The following is a 14,878-nucleotide window of genomic DNA, read 5'->3' as shown; positions in this document are numbered from 1 at the left end:
GATGTTTACGGAATTTTTACCAATGTTCTTCTACAGTTACACGCGTAACCGTGTGTGTTTTCTATTTGCGTAGAGGAAGAACAAGAATGGCTTTGGGCAACGGACTGCGTTTACCGTCCATCACATCTACCCGACTGGTGCTGCTGTTTTCCCTGGCACTGGTGGCGTTATACAACTTGGCGACCTGGAAGGCGCTAGGGACGCTGATCACCCTGCAAGGCGCGCACAAAGTGGCGTTTTTCGCTTCTTTCGGGCTGTTTCTATGGGCCGCCATCACGCTGCTGCTGACCCTGGTGTCGTTTCGCTGGACGCTGAAACCGGCGCTCAGCGTGGTCGCCCTGCTCTCGGCCTGCGCCGCCTATTTCATGAACGAATACGGGATCACCATCGACACGGTGATGATTCAGAACGTTTTCGAAACCAACCCATCTGAAGCCACCGCGCTGTTCAACGGCAAACTGCTGGCCTACGTGCTGCTGCTCGGTGTACTGCCAGCGGCGCTGATCTGGCGTTGGCCGGTGCGCTACCGGCCATTCTTTCGCGGGCTGCTCAACAAGATTCTGGTGATCGTCGCTTGCGTGCTGGTGATCGGCGCTTCGGTAGGCGCGTTCTATTCGACGTACGCGCCAATTTTTCGCGAAGAAGACAAGCTCACCCACTTCATCAACCCGACCAACTACATCTACGCAATCAGCAAATACACCAAGCAACGCCTGGGCATCAAAAAGCACTTCGTGGTGCAAGCCATCGGCGAAGACGCGGTGATGAGCGCCAAGGCTGCCAACCGCGAGAAAAAATCGCTGATGGTCTTCGTGGTCGGTGAAACCGCGCGTGCCGATCATTTTTCGCTGAACGGTTATGCGCGCGAGACCAACCCTGAACTGAGCAAACTGGACATCCTCAATTTCACCCAAGTGCACTCCTGCGGCACGTCGACGGCGGTGTCGGTACCGTGCATGTTCTCGATGTTCCCGCGCGAGGATTACAGCGACAAGAAAGGCAAGACCTACGAAGGCCTGCTCGACATTCTCCAGCGTGCCGGCGTGCAGGTGCTTTGGCTGGACAACAACAGCGACTGCAAAGGCACCTGCCTGCGCGTGCCGCACCGTGACATCGCGAAGAATCAGCCGGGGCCGTTCTGCGATGGCAACAACTGCCTCGACGAAGCTTTGCTGGCCGATCTGCAAGGCTACATCGACAGCCTCAAGGGCCACGCGATCATCGTCCTGCACGCCGACGGCAGCCACGGCCCCGAGTACTACGAGCGCTATCCGCAAGACATGGAGCGTTTCAAACCGATCTGCCACACCAACCAGTTGGGCAGTTGCAGCCGTGATGAACTGGTCAACGTGTACGACAACACCATTCTGTATACCGACCATTTCCTCGCCAAGGTGGTTGAACTGCTCAAGCGCAATCAGGATTCGCTGGATACCTCGATGGTGTATGTCTCCGACCACGGCGAATCATTGGGCGAGAACGGCCTGTATCTGCATGCGGCGCCGTATGCGCTGGCGCCTGAAGCGCAAACCCATGTGCCGATGGTGATGTGGTTTGGCAATGGCACGTTGGCGAGTGAAGGGATTGATCGCGGTTGTCTGCAAGGCAAGACCGGGCAGGCGGATCTGAGCCATGACAATCTGTTTCATTCGGTGCTGGGGTTGTTTGAGGTGAAGACCTCGCTGTATCAGCCGGGGCTGGATATCTTCCACAGCTGCCGACCTGCAATGACTGCCGCGCAATAACCCGCAATACAATCTCTTGTAGGAGCAGAGCTTGCTCGCGAAGGCGCCAGGTCAGTCACCCTGGATGTTGGCAGACACACCGCCTTCGCGAGCAAGCTCTGCTCCTACAAGGGAGTGGTGGTGAATCTAAGAATTGAGGTTTGCCAGGTAGGCCCACGGGTAGATCCCGCGTTGGTGGCCGTCGCTGAACACCAGTTGCACGCCGTAGCCCTGGGGGTTGAGTTCGATCAGGCGGATGCGGTCATCGACCATTGGCGTCAAGCCGCGCAGGCGCAACGCGCGGCATTGCGAACACGGGCATTGGCGGCGCAATTCGGCGTGATCGAGTTGTTGTTCGCGACCGTCAGGCCAGCTTAAACGCAGCATACGTTCGCTCTGCGAATTCCCCACCGACCGCGGGTTCATTGCAACTGACTCAGGGCAATGCGCACGGCTTTGCGCACTTCCGGGTCGCCGTCATCCTGCGCAGCCTGCAATGCGGCCACAGCGCCGCGATCATTCAGTTCACCCAAGGCCAGTGCGGCTTCCTTGCGCAGGTTGCTGATGCGATGGCCGAGGGTGTCAATCAAGGCGTCCAGCGCCGGAGCGAAACGCAAACGCCCGAGGCTGCGAGTGGCGCGCAAGCGGACTTGCCAGTAGTCGTCGCCCAGTGCTTCGATCAAGGCCGGGCCAGCGTCGATGTGGCCAACTTTGCCCAAGGTTGTCGCGGCTTCTTCGCGCACTTGCCAGGCGTCGTCCTGCAAGGCATGGCGCAGAGCCGGCAGGACTTCGGCGCTGGAGGCCAATCCCAGAGCGCCGGTGGCGGCGCGACGTACTTCGGTGTCGGGGTCATCGCTGGCCAATCGGGCTAATGCCGGTAACGCGTCAAGTTGTTTGAGCCAGCCCAGCACGCCGACGGCTTCGCGACGAACGCTGGCGTCGGCATCGTTCAGCGCTGCGACGGCCGCCGGTGCGGCATTGGCGAAACGCAATTCGCGCAAGGCGCGGAACGCGGCCATACGCACGCCGACGTCAGCGTGGTCGGTCCACGGCAAAATGACTCGCCCCGCCGCTTCAGTCTTGAGCAGGCTCAAGCTCTGCGCGGCGGCGGATTGCACGGCAGGCGCCGAATCGGTCAGTGCCTCGCACAACGCTTGCACAACGTCCTCATCCTCCCAGGCTTCCAGCAACCGCGCGGCTTCAGCGCGGACTTCTTCAGCAGGATCCAGGCTTAGGCGATCCACCAGCCAGAGCAGGCCATCGGGCTCTTCCAGATCGGCCAGATCAATCAGCGCAATGCGCCGCACGCCAGCATCTTCAGCAGTCAGGCGCGGTTGCAGGGCGAGGATGTCAGGGTTTTCGGTCACAGCAAAAATAGAGGTCATAAGGCAAATCGCGGTAAAGGATTTTCGGGAGGCAAGCCGAGCGGATTGAGGCGCGGCAGCGGTCGGTCATCGTCGTGGCGCAGCAGGTCGAGGCAGTGGCGCTTGAGTCGGGAGAATTCATGGCTGGTGACCAATTCGCTGGTGCGGGGTCGGGCGAAATCCAGGCGCAAGTCTTCGATGATTCGCCCCGGCCGTGCGCTCATCACCAGCAATCGGTCGGCAAGGAACAGCGCTTCGTCAATGTCGTGGGTGACGAAGACCACGGTGGTGCGGATGCGCGTCCAGATGTCCAGCAACAGCTCTTGCATGTTCAGACGGGTCAGCGCATCCAGCGCGCCGAACGGCTCGTCCATCAGCAACAGGCGCGGGCGATTGACCAGCACACGGGCGATTTCGACACGTTGCTGCATGCCGCCGGACAGCTGATCCGGCCAGCGCTCTGCAAAGCCTTCGAGGCCGACCAGTTTGAGAATGTCATCGGCAGCGCGATGGCGCTCAGCCTTGCCGATGCCGCGCATTTTCAGGCCGAAAGCGACGTTGTCGCGCACCGTGCGCCACGGAAACAGCGTGTGATGCTGGAACACCATGCCGCGCTGCGGTGATGGGCCTGACACTTCACTGCCATCGACTTTCAGGCTGCCGGCATGGGCGTTGAGATGCCCGGCCAAGGCGCCGAGCAAGGTCGATTTGCCGCAACCGGACGGGCCGAGAATGCACACAAACTGGCCTGGCTCGATCTGGCAGTCGAGGCCTTGCACGGCTTCGAATGCTTGCAGCCCTTCACCAAGAACAATGGATAACTGGCGGATATCGATCCGCCCTTCCGGGGTTTGCATCACGCTCATCAGGCTTTTCCTCGCGGTCGATGCCAAGGCGTGAACAACCCGCCCAGGCGTTTGATCAGCAAACTGCTGCCCATGCCCAGCACACCGATCAAGAGCATGCCGACGACGATGTCGGCATAGTTTTGAATGGTGTAGGACTCCCAGGTGTAGTAACCGATGCCGAACTGGCCGGAGATCATTTCTGCGGTGACCAGGCAGAACCACGACGTGCCCATGCCGATCGCCAGACCGGTGATGATGCTCGGCGCGGCGCCGGGCAGGATCACTTCCAGCAGGATCGCCCGGCGCCCTGCTCCGAGGCTTTTCGCTGAGGCAATCAGGCGTGGGTCGACGCCTTCGACGCCGTGCACGGTGTTGAGCAGAATCGGGAACAGCGCGCCGGTGAAGGTGATGAACACCATCGACAGTTCGGACGACGGGAACATCAGGATCGCCAGCGGAATCCACGCCACGGCGGGGATCGGGCGCAGAACTTCCAGGGGTGGCAACAGCAGGTCTTCGGCCCATTTCGAGCGGCCGATGGCCAGGCCCAGGGCGATGCCGATGATCAGCGCCGCGAGGTAGCCGGCGAAGACACGGCTGAGGCTGGCGGTCAGGTGTTGCAGGAGCTTGCCGGAGTCGCCCAGGCCAAGCGCCGCTTCGATCACCGCGATGGGTGTCGGCACGTTGGCGAAGGTGACGAGGCCGAGGTTCCAGTGATGGCTGGCGGCGAGTTGCCAGAACAGCAGGCAGAGCAGCAAGGATGCAGCTCTTGATATCCAGCGTAGGGTGGGTGATTTCATGGATCGGGTTTCCAGTTCTGGATCTGTGTGATGGCTGAGATTTACCCCCTCACCCCAGCCCTCTCCCCCAAGGGGGCGAGGGGGAAAGGGAGCCGATATTCGTGCTTTTCAAAACCTGAGTTCGGCTCAAGAAGGAGCCAATCTTCATGCCTTTCAAAACCTGAGTTCGGCTCAAGAAGGAGCCAATCTTCATGCCTTTCAAAACCTGAGTTCGGCTCAAGAAGGAGCCGATATTCGTGCTTTTCAAAACCTGGGGTCGGCTCAATAACGACCCCATCCTCATGCTTTTCAAAACCTGAGTTCGACTCGGTATTTCAAGTCGGCGTACCTCGCCCAAACACATCGGTCAGTCCCCTCTCCCTCTGGGAGAGGGCTAGGGTGAGGGGCTCTTGATCTGTTTTAGCGGGTGGCAACCGCCTGGGTGGTGGCATCGCTGAAGTCGAAAACTTTGCCGCCCTGCGCCGCTGCAAATTGCTGGGCCTGGCCCTTGAGCAGGAACGCACTCAAGCGACCCTTGGCATCGCTGGCAAACCACGCCTGATCGGCCAATAACTTGATCCCACTGTCACTGGCCTGCGCATACACCGCACGGATGTTTTTGCCTTCCTGCTTCAACGCAGCCAACGCAGTGAATGCTTCTTCCGCCGAGGCGTATTGGCGCACCTTGCTCTCACCGCGCACCCAGATTTCGGCGACGTGGCTGAAGTCAGTGATCGCTTTACCGGTCGCGGCATCCGTGGTTTTCAACGGCGTCTGCGCGTAGTTGCCCAACTGCGTCGTGTAATCCAGATTCGACGCTTTGAACGCCGCACGGATGTATTGATCGTCGATGAAGGTATTCAGATCGAGGCCTCGGTCGGCCTTCTTCAGCAGCTTCAACGTGTCGATGGCGGTGCCGACCGCCTGACGGTATTCCGGCTTCCAACTCAAGTCGCGGGTCTGCACGCCAAGCGGGCCGTGGAACAGGTAGTTGACCTCGGCATCGACGCCGGTGACTTTGGCGATCAGCTCGCTGTACTTCTCTGGTTCGGCGGCGAGCAGTTGATTGGCCTCGATACTCGCCCGCAAATAAGCAACGACGATCTCCGGGTACTTCTTCGCATACGCCTGATCCACCAGCGCACCATGGAACGTCGGCGCATTGGCCTGGGCGCCGTCGTAGATCTTGCGAGCAAAACCACGGCTCGGGAACAGTTCGGCGAAAGGTACGAAATCGGCGTGAGCGTCGATCTTGCCGGCCTGTAATGCCGAGCCGGCGACCTCCGGCGGCTGGGCGATGATGCTCACATCTTTCAGCGGATCCCAGCCCTGCGCCGCCACCGCACGCAGCAACATGCCGTGTGCCGTGGAGGCGAACGGCACAGAGATGGTCTTGCCCTTGAGTTCGCTCAGCGACTGCACGCCCGACGCGCTCGGCACGACGATGCCGTTGCCGCTGCCCTTGATGCTGCCCGACAGCACACTGATGAACAGGCTGTGTTTGCCGGCAGTTTCGAACGCCACACCGTTGAACGCACCGGGGAAGTCGGCCATGGCACCGAAGTCGAGTTTGCCGGCGACCATCTCGTTGGTCAGCGGCGCGCCGCTGGTGAAGTTCTTCCACTGCACATCGTATTTGGCGTCTTTGTAGGCGCCGTCGTGGGGCAGGTATTTGTCGAGCAGACCGAGTTCACGAATCAGCAAACCGCCTGCGGCGCAGTTGATGGTGGTGTCCTGGGTGCCGATGGCGATGCGGATGGTTTCGGCTGAGGCCGACAAGGTAAATGAGGCCAGTACCAGACCGGCGATTGCTGCACGCAACATGGTTGTTTCCCCTCGAATCGTTTATTTGAGTTCGTCTCCGCCGCGATCAGGGCGCGGTGGGAAACGAGGGGTTTTCGGTGATTCCAGCGTCCGGGGTTCACCGGATGGCTTTGGGTTGTCTCGATTCCACTGTGGGAGCGAGCCTGCTCGCGAATGCGATTTTTCATTCAAAAATGATGGTGACTGGCACGCCGCCTTCGCGAGCAGGCTCGCTCCCACAGTGGATTTGGTTTCAACGCAGGAGATAGGGGATGTCGACTTTGACGGCGCCGGTCGGGCAATCCTTCTCGCACGGCATGCAGTACCAGCATTCATCAAACGCCATGTAAGCCTTTTGCGTCGCTGGGTTGATCGCCAGCAGGTCCATCGGGCAGACGTCAACGCACACGGTGCAGCCCTTTTCGGCGATGCATTTGTCCTCGTCCACGGTGACGGGGGCATTGGAGCGGAAGAAGATTTCCTGGGCTTGATAGGCCATGGTTCGGACTCTCTTTTCAGTGATGCATCACGCGGCAAAAGCACCGACTCGCAAGCGGTCGTAGGCCTGCATTTCTTCGGCATCGAGCGGGATGATGTAAGGCTCGACGGCTTTCTTGAAACTGGTCATCTGGCCGTCATCGCCCTTCTTCAGGTGGCAATGGCAGAACCACTCGCTGTCGTTGCGCTGCGGGTGATCGACGCGATAGTGGTACAAACCCCAGCGGCTTTCAGCGCGGAACAACGAGGCGCGGGCGGCCATTTCGGCGCAATCGCGGATCACGCTGGTTTCCATCGCGCGCATCAGTTCGTGGGCGTTGTTGGCCTTCATCTGCTCGAGGTCGCGCTCGATATCGCTGAAACGTTGCAGGCCGATCTGCATCTTCTTGGTCACTTTCGGCGGTTGCAGGTAATCGTTGACGAAGCGACGCAGCTTGTACTCGACCTGTGCGGGCGGCAGACCGTTTTCGCGATCCAGTGGCGCGTAGACCCGCGCTTTTTCCTTTTCGATCTGCTCGGCATCCAGCGTGGAAAACTCGCGCCCGGCGACAAAGTCCGCAGCGTTGTGCCCGGCGAACCAGCCGTAGGTGAACGCGCCAAGCATGTAATTGTGCGGCACGGCGGCCATGTCACCGGCCGAGTACAAGCCTTTCACCGAGGTCTCGGCACGCTCGTTGACCCACACACCGGACGCCGAATGACCACTGCAAAAACCGATTTCGGAGATGTGCATCTCGACCATTTGCGTGCGGTAATCGGTGCCGCGATTGGCGTGAAACTGGCCCCGGCTCGGGCGTTCGTTGCTGTGCAGAATCTCCTCGATGTTTTGAATGGTTTCCTCGGCCAGATGATCGAGTTTGAGAAACACCGGGCCGTTGCCGCTTTCCAGCTCCTGGTGGAACTCCCACATCATCTGTCCGCTCCAGTAGTCGCACTCGATGAAGCGTTCGCCCTTGTTGTTGGCGGTATAGCCACCCAACGGACCGGTGACGTAAGCGCAGGCCGGGCCGTTGTAATCCTTGATCAACGGGTTGATCTGGAAGCATTCGAGGTTCGCCAGTTCGGCCCCGGCGTGATAGGCCATCGCGTAACCATCGCCAGCGTTGGTCGGGTTTTCGTAGGTGCCCATCAGGTAACCCGAGGACGGCAGGCCAAGGCGTCCGGCCGCGCCGCACGCGAGGATCACCGCTTTGGCCTTGATCACATGGAAGTCGGCGGTGCGGCAATCGAAGCCCATCACGCCATTGACGGTGCCCTCCTCGTCGGTCAGCAATCGCGTGCACACCAGGCGATTGGTAATGTTGACCCGAGCGCGTTTCAACTGCCGATAAAGGACTTTCTTGATGTCGTGCCCTTCTGGCATTGGCAGCACGTAGGCGCCCATGTGGTGGACTTTTTTCACCGCGTAATCGCCGGTTTCGTCCTTTTCGAACTTCACGCCCCAGCGGTCGAGTTGCTCAATGGTTTCGAAACTATGCGTGGCGTAGGCGTACACCGCCGCCTGATTGACGATGCCGTCGTTGGCGATAGTGATTTCCTTGGTGTACTGCTCCGGCGTCGAGTGGCCGGGAATGATCGCGTTGTTCAGGCCGTCCATGCCCATGCTGATCGCGCCGCTGCGTTTGACATTGGCCTTGTCGACCAGCAACACGCGCAAGTCGCGGTTCTTTTCCTTGGCCTTGATCGCGGCCATCGGGCCGGCAGTGCCACCGCCGATAACGACGATGTCGTATTCCTGTTCGAGAACATTGCGGGTCATGCCTGCGCTCCTTTTTGCCGGTCGATTCGCAGGCGGTACTGGAAGGCGTCGCCACGGTAGTAAAGGTGTTCGAAGTCCAGCGGCTGGCCGTTGGCGTCGTGGGTCAGACGCTCGATGCGCATGATCGGCGAGCCGGCCTCGACGTTCAGCGCCTGGGTCAGGTCGCTGTCGGCCAGCACCGCGTCGATCGCCAGATCGGCGTGGCCGAGGGCAATGCCGCAGTCGTTTTCGAGTATCAGGAAGATGTCGCGGGTGACCAGATCAGCCTTCTCCAGCCGTTCGCCAACGGCTTTGGGCAGGTAGGTAATTTCCAGTGAGATCGGCTCGCGGTTGATCAGCCGTACGCGCTTGATCTGCGCCACGGTCTCGCCTTCCGCGACTTGCAAACGCTCGGCGACGCGTTTATCGGCGGGGATGAATTTGAAACTGCGCAGGCGGTTGATCACCTCGTAGCCACGCCCGGTCATGGACTCGGCGAGGCCTTGCAGGCTGCTGACGTTTTGAAAGGTTTTCGGCTTGGCAACAAAAGTGCCTTTGCCGTGGATCTTGAAGATCAGCCCTTCCTTTTGCAGATCACCGAGTGCCTGGCGCACGGTGATGCGGCTGACTTTGAACAGCGCACCCAGTTCGCTTTCGGAAGGCATCTGGCTGTCTTGCGGGTATTCACCGTCCAGAATGCGCGCACGGAGGACGTCGCGCAGTTGAGTGTGCAAAGGAACGCTGCTTAGGGAGAGAACGTTATCGGTCATCACGGGATCACTTGTTATAACGAGTTATGACGTGATCTTAGAGACGTTATGACAAGTTTGAGAAATACCGAATGGGCATAACCTTAGATACGACGACGCACTGCCAATGTGGGAGCGAGCCTGCTCGCGAAAGCGGTGGCTCTTTCAGCAATGATGGTGACTGACACGCCGCCTTCGCGAGCAGGCTCGCTCCCACAGGGGGTTTGTGAAGGTCAGTAAAGGTCAGTGGCGTTTGAGGATCTGGTCCATGACCCAATCGGTTTTGAGGGCTTGTTCGGCGACGGCGGGATGTTTGGAATCACCGCGAATGTGCGCGTTCATGCCGAGGACGTGATGCCACTGGATGTGTTCGTGATGAGGGATTTCCAGACTGATCTGTTCGTCGGCGTGCAACTGCACGGGATGATCATCGAACACCGAAAAACTGATCCGCCCGAGGCTGCCGATGATTTCGACCCGATCCTCACGCCGATCCGCGACAAAGCTCCAGCAACCCATGCCCAGCGCCCCGGAGGCGAATCGCCAACTGGCGCTGACGGCGTCTTCCGCTGCATACAAACCGGCCTGACGCGCCGTGAATCCAGCCACCTCAACGATGTCGCCAAGCAGGTACTGGAACAAGTCAAAGCCATGGCTGGCCAGGTCGGCGAAGTAACCGCCACCGGCCACTGCAGGATCGGTGCGCCAGTTATCACGGCCATCGAGATCCGCCGGCGACGGCGCCTTGGTCAACGTCCAGCTCAAGTGGCGGACGTCACCAATACGCCCCTCCTCCAACCATTGCCGCACCTGCGTAAATCGCGGCAACGAACGGCGGTAGTAGGAGACGAACAGGTGCAAACCAGCCTCGGCGAACACCTGTTGCATCTCGCGGCTTTGCCCGGCGTTCAGCGCCATCGGCTTTTCCACGCAGCAATGTTTGCCGGCAGCGGCGACTTTCAGGCTGTAAGCGTGGTGGCTGTCGGGGGGCGTGGCGATGTACACCGCGTCCACTTCGGGATCGTTGATCAGCGCATCGACGTCGGTGTAGACGCGAGCGATACCGTGGCGCGCGGCGTAATCGCTCACCGCGTCAAGACGTCGGCCCATCACCGCCACCAGCGCCGAACCGGGCACCTTGTAGAAGGCCGGCCCACTCTTGCGCTCGGCGACGCTGCCACACCCGATCATGCCCCAGCGCACCACGTTCATGTCGACTCCTTTAACCGATGCGCAAGGCGCGCAGATCGAGGTGACCATCCTTCAGCGGCGGGCACCAGTAATAGCCGCCAGTGATCGGCCGGCTGATGCGATACAAACCGTCGGTGATGCCGTCTTCCAGACCGCTCATACGCCGCAGTTGCGCTTCGAAGGCATCCAGCGAGAAGCCAAACGCGAGGAACATCAGGCCAGCGCGATCACCTTCGATCCACGGCATCGAACGGCGCACGACGAACGCTTCCGGCGCAAAGCTCTCCTGCGCGGTGCGTTTGACGTGGGCAGAAACCGGGGCGTCGTCGATCTCTTCGTTGTCGCTGAGGCGACGGCCCATGATGTTGTCTTTGTCGTCGGCGGACAGTTTGTGGAAACCCTTGAGGTCATGCTGCCACTGCTGAATCGCGGCGAAGCTGCCGCCGACCATGCCATCAGTGCCGGCACTTTGCAGGGCGGCCGCGATGGCGGCTTCGTCGTGCGGGTTTTCGGTGCCATCTTCATAGCCGGTCAGGTCGTGGCCGTCCTTGTGGCGGAAGGCTTCCTGCATGTCCACCAGACGCAACGCCGGGGCCAATGCGGCTTCGAGGGCGTTGCAACGGTTGAGCAGGTCGCCACGGTCGACGCCGTGCAGCCAGACCCACAGCGCGTGCTGGGTCGATGGGTTCTCGACGCCAACGCCGGTCATGGCCGGAAAGCTGCGCAGGCCTTCGATCTGGACGTTGAGGGCCTTGGCCAGGGATTCACCGAAACCGACCACCGCCGACTTGCCATCCACCTGATTGATCAGGTTATCGATCGCCTGCGGCAGGGCTTCTACCGACTCAAGGGCGAAAAACAGGTGGCGTGCTTGGGCAGGAACGGGGGTGGCGAGAATGCCCGGCTGGTAGTAACTCATGTGAACTCCTTGAAAAAGTGCGCGGAGTTTACCTGTGGCCGGGGGATTTGTGGGGGTTTGGATGGAGTCAAAAGCCCCTCACCCTAGCCCTCTCCCGGAGGGAGAGGGAACTGGATGGGGGATATTAGAGATCTACACCGTCTTGGACGCGCATCCGTGAATCCATAATTTCAGGTCAGTGCATGACTCAAGACACCTCGGTCGGCCTTCATTCTCTCAAGTCCACAATCGACGCAATCTTTCAGGTCGATGTAACTCGCAAGACACCTCGGTCGGCCCCCTCTCCCTCTGGGAGAGGGCTGGGGTGAGGGTTTGCGTCATGGCGCCACGCACTCGGGCTCATGCCCGTCCAGCGCTTGAATGCCCGGCGAAAACTGCGCACATCGCTGTAGCCGACTTCTTCAGTAATCCGCTCGATCGGCATATCGGGATTGGCCAGCAGACTTAGCGTGCGCGCCTGGCGCACTTGCTCCAGCAAGGCTTCAAAGGTCAGCGCATGCTCGGTCAGGCGCCGACGCAAAGTGCGGCTGCTCATGTTCAAATCACCGGCAATCTTTTCGATATGGCTGCCCCGGCTCAGATCCCGGGCAATCGCCCGTTCCACCGCCTGAATCAGATCAAGCTTCTGATGCACCTGCGCCGCTTCCAGCTCCAGCAAAGCGACCGCCTGACGCAGCGCCAGCGAATGGTGATTGGGCAGATTCACGTCCAGCCATTGCACATCAATCAGCATGCGATTATGCAGGCAACCGAAGCGCACGTCGGGCCCCAGCAGGCGATGGTATTCACTGAGGTAATCCGGCGCGGCATGCATGAATTCAACGGCAATCGGCTTGAAATCGGTTCCCGCCAACGCGCGACCATACACCAGCAAACTAGCGAAAAATTCCTCGACCGCGAACACCTGCACATCGGCGAACGGCAAGCGGCATTCGGCATCGAGATGCACCTGTTCACCGACCACATCGACGCTCGAAACCACAATCCCGCCCGACGTGTGCTGATGGCGAATCCCTAGGGCAAAGGCATCGCGCAAGGTCTTGCACAGCGACAGAACATGGCCGAGCAGCCCCAGCGTGCCGAGTACATTCTGCGCGCCGACCCACAGGCCCAGGCCCTGATTGGGCAGCCCCTTAAGCGCACGCTGAATCATCGCCACAGCCTGGCGATAGGAAATCCGTTGCGCCGGATCCTGCAAATCTTCGAGGGTAAAACCCAGGCCACGGCACAGGCTTTCGGGATCGACGCCCTTGTTCTGCGCGACTTCGGCGAGGGTCTGCAGGAGGAACGGCGACACCAGCGCCAATTCAAAGGTCGGGTCTTGGACTTTTACGTTCATGGGGGCTGACATTCCGGATCACGCTTGATTGTTATTTTTGTAACCGGTTATGTCGAAGGAAGTTAGCACAGGGTTGGCCGACTGTCCGCAGAAGTCCCCCTAACTGTCCGCCAATACCCTGCCCCGCCGGGTGCCAAGCGCTTATTTCTATAGTGCCGGGCGTGCCATGTGCCGGCGTTGCGCCAAAACACAATAATAATGAGGACGGATATGCACCCGAACCGCGCGACATTGCCCCTGCGCCTGGCCCTGACTTTACTGGGCTGTACCGCGACCCTGCCGGCACTGGCCACCGAAGCCGGCGTCGACAACATTGGCCCCGGCACCGACGGCTTCTTCATGCTGCCGCTGGACGTCAACAGCCTTCCGGAGAACATGGTCGCGTTCAATCTCTACTACAACCATTACAAGTCGACAAAGCTCAACATCAGTTCGCTGGGCGGCAAGGTGCCGAATGTCGAGATCGAGTCCACGGCGGTGATTCCGCGCCTCGACTACCTGAGCCCGGTGCGCGTCTTCGGCGGACGGCTGGCCGGCTACATCGCCCAGCCGTGGTTGAAGCAGGAAGTCTCAGTGTTCGGCCTCAGTGACACTCGCGAAGGCATGGGCGACACCACCGTTGCGCCGATCATTCTGTGGGACATGGGCAAGAACCTGACCCTCGGCGCCGCCCTGGAAGTCACCGTGCCGACCGGCGAATACAGCGTCGATCGGCTGGCCAACACCAGTAACAATTTCTACACCTACAAACCGCTGTTCTCCTTCACCTGGCTGCCGACCGAACGCACCGAAGTCTCGATGAAGACCACCTACAGCTTCAACGAGAAGAACAAGGACACCGATTACAAGTCCGGGCAGATCTTCCACTTCGATTATTCGGCCAGCTACAAGATCACCGACGACGTGATGCTCGGGCTCAATGGCTACTACCTCAAGCAGACCACCGACGACAAACAGTTCGGCCACACCGTGCAGTTTGCCGGGCAGGACGTGGACGATGGCGTGCGCGGTCAGGTGTTTGCGATTGGCCCGGCGCTGCACTTCACCTTCCTCAAATACGCCAGCGCGGAGATTCGCTGGGCCAAGGAATTCGACGTGGAGAACCGACCGGAAGGGGAAATGCTCTGGGCCAAAGTCAGCATCCCCTACGCCTTTTAACCTCCGCGTCCCCCTGTAGGAGCTGCCGCAGGCTGCGATCTTTTGACTTTGTTTTTAGAAGCAAGATCAAAAGATGGCAGCCTGCGGCAGCTCCTACAGGCGGTTATGACCGAGCCTACAAAGCCGATTGGAATTCCTCGTTGAGGGAAAGAAGCGTCTGACATCTTTTGCGCCAGCGCTTCGGGATACTGGCCCCCTCGTCTTGCCAGTGACGAAAGCGAGCCACATCCTCCTTAGACTGCTGAGATTGATCACGGAGATCACTATGAGCCTATTACTTTCCCCGTTTTACTCTGACTTCGAATCCGAAGAAGAGGCCGAGAGCTACGATCGCTGGTTTCGTGCCAAGGTGCAGGCTGCACTGGATGATCCTAGTCCGGGCATACCTCACGAGGAAGCTATGGTGTTGCTCGACCAATTATTAGAAGAGAGACGCAAGAATCGACACGCTGCCGCTTGAATGGAGCGATCAGGCTCTGGACGATCTGGCTGACATCATCGATTACGTCGAACAACACAACTCAAACGCTTCAGCGGCTCTGCAACACAAGGTGGGTACAGCAACGCAAAGGCTTTCATCAATCCCCTATGGTTACAGATCCGGTCGAGCGCCAGGTACTCGGGAAATGGTAGTTAATTCAAACTATCTGCTGGTCTATCGAGTGAACGGGCGCATCAGAATACTGACGCTGGTCCACGCCCGACAAAAATACCCACGAAGCTCATCAGCATAAAAAAAGGGCGGCCAAACGGCCGCCCAAACGTACT

Annotated in this window: 15 protein-coding genes; 4 read left to right on the top strand and 11 right to left on the bottom strand. The window is 59.6% G+C overall.

Annotated elements, in window-relative coordinates; all coding sequences use genetic code 11:
* The first annotated feature begins 92 nt into the window (after nt 1-92).
* Complete coding sequence (locus tag JFT81_RS00110) at nt 93-1,745, top strand: phosphoethanolamine--lipid A transferase (RefSeq protein ID WP_201226636.1); 1,653 nt, start codon at nt 93-95, stop codon at nt 1,743-1,745.
* A 126-nt stretch (nt 1,746-1,871) separates the two neighbouring features.
* Here JFT81_RS00110 and JFT81_RS00105 read toward each other — a convergent pair whose 3' ends face one another.
* From JFT81_RS00105 to JFT81_RS00055, 11 genes are all read right to left on the bottom strand, one after another.
* Entirely contained in the window at nt 1,872-2,150 is a 279-nt protein-coding gene (locus JFT81_RS00105; protein WP_201225313.1) for a DUF971 domain-containing protein, read from the bottom strand.
* On the bottom strand, nt 2,147-3,109 hold the full coding sequence (locus JFT81_RS00100) for a HEAT repeat domain-containing protein (RefSeq protein ID WP_201225311.1): 963 nt from the start codon (nt 3,107-3,109) through the stop codon (nt 2,147-2,149). Before JFT81_RS00100 ends, JFT81_RS00105 begins: the two co-directional genes overlap by 4 nt.
* On the bottom strand, nt 3,106-3,954 hold the full coding sequence (locus tag JFT81_RS00095) for an ABC transporter ATP-binding protein (RefSeq protein WP_201225309.1): 849 nt from the start codon (nt 3,952-3,954) through the stop codon (nt 3,106-3,108). Before JFT81_RS00095 ends, JFT81_RS00100 begins: the two co-directional genes overlap by 4 nt.
* Nucleotides 3,954-4,736 carry an ABC transporter permease gene (locus JFT81_RS00090; protein ID WP_201225307.1) on the bottom strand — a complete coding sequence of 261 codons (783 nt, stop codon included), beginning with the start codon at nt 4,734-4,736 and terminating at the stop codon, nt 3,954-3,956. Before JFT81_RS00090 ends, JFT81_RS00095 begins: the two co-directional genes overlap by 1 nt.
* 399 nt (nt 4,737-5,135) lie before the next feature.
* Nucleotides 5,136-6,539 carry an ABC transporter substrate-binding protein gene (locus JFT81_RS00085; RefSeq protein ID WP_201225305.1) on the bottom strand — a complete coding sequence of 468 codons (1,404 nt, stop codon included), beginning with the start codon at nt 6,537-6,539 and terminating at the stop codon, nt 5,136-5,138.
* Nucleotides 6,540-6,771: 232 nt separating this feature from the next.
* Complete coding sequence (locus tag JFT81_RS00080; protein WP_003225615.1) at nt 6,772-7,017, bottom strand: ferredoxin family protein; 246 nt, start codon at nt 7,015-7,017, stop codon at nt 6,772-6,774.
* A 27-nt stretch (nt 7,018-7,044) separates the two neighbouring features.
* Nucleotides 7,045-8,775, bottom strand: a complete 1,731-nt coding sequence (locus tag JFT81_RS00075; RefSeq protein ID WP_201225303.1) for a fumarate reductase/succinate dehydrogenase flavoprotein subunit — start codon at nt 8,773-8,775, stop codon at nt 7,045-7,047.
* Complete coding sequence (locus tag JFT81_RS00070; RefSeq protein ID WP_201225301.1) at nt 8,772-9,524, bottom strand: GntR family transcriptional regulator; 753 nt, start codon at nt 9,522-9,524, stop codon at nt 8,772-8,774. The genes JFT81_RS00075 and JFT81_RS00070 overlap by 4 nt, the downstream gene beginning before the upstream one ends.
* Before the next feature lie 222 nt (nt 9,525-9,746).
* Complete coding sequence (locus JFT81_RS00065) at nt 9,747-10,715, bottom strand: Gfo/Idh/MocA family oxidoreductase (protein ID WP_201225299.1); 969 nt, start codon at nt 10,713-10,715, stop codon at nt 9,747-9,749.
* A 10-nt stretch (nt 10,716-10,725) separates the two neighbouring features.
* On the bottom strand, nt 10,726-11,613 hold the full coding sequence (locus JFT81_RS00060) for a Dyp-type peroxidase (RefSeq protein ID WP_201225297.1): 888 nt from the start codon (nt 11,611-11,613) through the stop codon (nt 10,726-10,728).
* A gap of 241 nt (nt 11,614-11,854) precedes the next feature.
* Nucleotides 11,855-12,952: an AraC family transcriptional regulator gene (locus JFT81_RS00055; RefSeq protein WP_201225295.1), complete on the bottom strand. Its 1,098-nt coding sequence runs from the start codon at nt 12,950-12,952 to the stop codon at nt 11,855-11,857.
* A gap of 210 nt (nt 12,953-13,162) precedes the next feature.
* Between JFT81_RS00055 and JFT81_RS00050 the strand changes: the two genes are divergently transcribed.
* The 3 genes from JFT81_RS00050 to JFT81_RS00040 all read left to right on the top strand — a co-directional run bounded on the left by JFT81_RS00050 (nt 13,163) and on the right by JFT81_RS00040 (nt 14,844).
* Nucleotides 13,163-14,110, top strand: a complete 948-nt coding sequence (locus JFT81_RS00050) for a transporter (protein ID WP_201225293.1) — start codon at nt 13,163-13,165, stop codon at nt 14,108-14,110.
* 265 nt (nt 14,111-14,375) lie between these two features.
* A complete protein-coding gene (locus tag JFT81_RS00045; protein WP_201203144.1) occupies nt 14,376-14,570 on the top strand; it encodes a stability determinant in 195 nt (64 codons plus the stop codon).
* On the top strand, nt 14,551-14,844 hold the full coding sequence (locus tag JFT81_RS00040; RefSeq protein WP_347340479.1) for a type II toxin-antitoxin system RelE/ParE family toxin: 294 nt from the start codon (nt 14,551-14,553) through the stop codon (nt 14,842-14,844). Before JFT81_RS00045 ends, JFT81_RS00040 begins: the two co-directional genes overlap by 20 nt.
* The last annotated feature ends 34 nt before the right edge of the window (nt 14,845-14,878 follow it).

Origin of the sequence: Pseudomonas sp. TH43 (assembly GCF_016650635.1) — a bacterium.
Classification (GTDB): domain Bacteria; phylum Pseudomonadota; class Gammaproteobacteria; order Pseudomonadales; family Pseudomonadaceae; genus Aquipseudomonas.
The sequence above is the reverse complement of the archived record's forward strand: the minus strand, read 5'-3'. Positions and strand labels throughout refer to the sequence as shown.

Bases quoted from the DNA above. Each gene is read 5' to 3' on its own strand.
- JFT81_RS00050 (WP_201225293.1), top strand. From the start codon at position 13,163: ATGCACCCGAACCGCGCGACATTGCCCCTGCGCCTGGCCCTGACTTTA.
- JFT81_RS00055 (WP_201225295.1), bottom strand. From the start codon at position 12,952: ATGAACGTAAAAGTCCAAGACCCGACCTTTGAATTGGCGCTGGTGTCG.
- JFT81_RS00075 (WP_201225303.1), bottom strand. From the start codon at position 8,775: ATGACCCGCAATGTTCTCGAACAGGAATACGACATCGTCGTTATCGGC.
- JFT81_RS00065 (WP_201225299.1), bottom strand. From the start codon at position 10,715: ATGAACGTGGTGCGCTGGGGCATGATCGGGTGTGGCAGCGTCGCCGAG.
- JFT81_RS00100 (WP_201225311.1), bottom strand. From the start codon at position 3,109: ATGACCTCTATTTTTGCTGTGACCGAAAACCCTGACATCCTCGCCCTG.
- JFT81_RS00060 (WP_201225297.1), bottom strand. From the start codon at position 11,613: ATGAGTTACTACCAGCCGGGCATTCTCGCCACCCCCGTTCCTGCCCAA.
- JFT81_RS00105 (WP_201225313.1), bottom strand. From the start codon at position 2,150: ATGAACCCGCGGTCGGTGGGGAATTCGCAGAGCGAACGTATGCTGCGT.
- JFT81_RS00045 (WP_201203144.1), top strand. From the start codon at position 14,376: ATGAGCCTATTACTTTCCCCGTTTTACTCTGACTTCGAATCCGAAGAA.
- JFT81_RS00070 (WP_201225301.1), bottom strand. From the start codon at position 9,524: ATGACCGATAACGTTCTCTCCCTAAGCAGCGTTCCTTTGCACACTCAA.
- JFT81_RS00090 (WP_201225307.1), bottom strand. From the start codon at position 4,736: ATGAAATCACCCACCCTACGCTGGATATCAAGAGCTGCATCCTTGCTG.
- JFT81_RS00080 (WP_003225615.1), bottom strand. From the start codon at position 7,017: ATGGCCTATCAAGCCCAGGAAATCTTCTTCCGCTCCAATGCCCCCGTC.
- JFT81_RS00095 (WP_201225309.1), bottom strand. From the start codon at position 3,954: ATGAGCGTGATGCAAACCCCGGAAGGGCGGATCGATATCCGCCAGTTA.
- JFT81_RS00085 (WP_201225305.1), bottom strand. From the start codon at position 6,539: ATGTTGCGTGCAGCAATCGCCGGTCTGGTACTGGCCTCATTTACCTTG.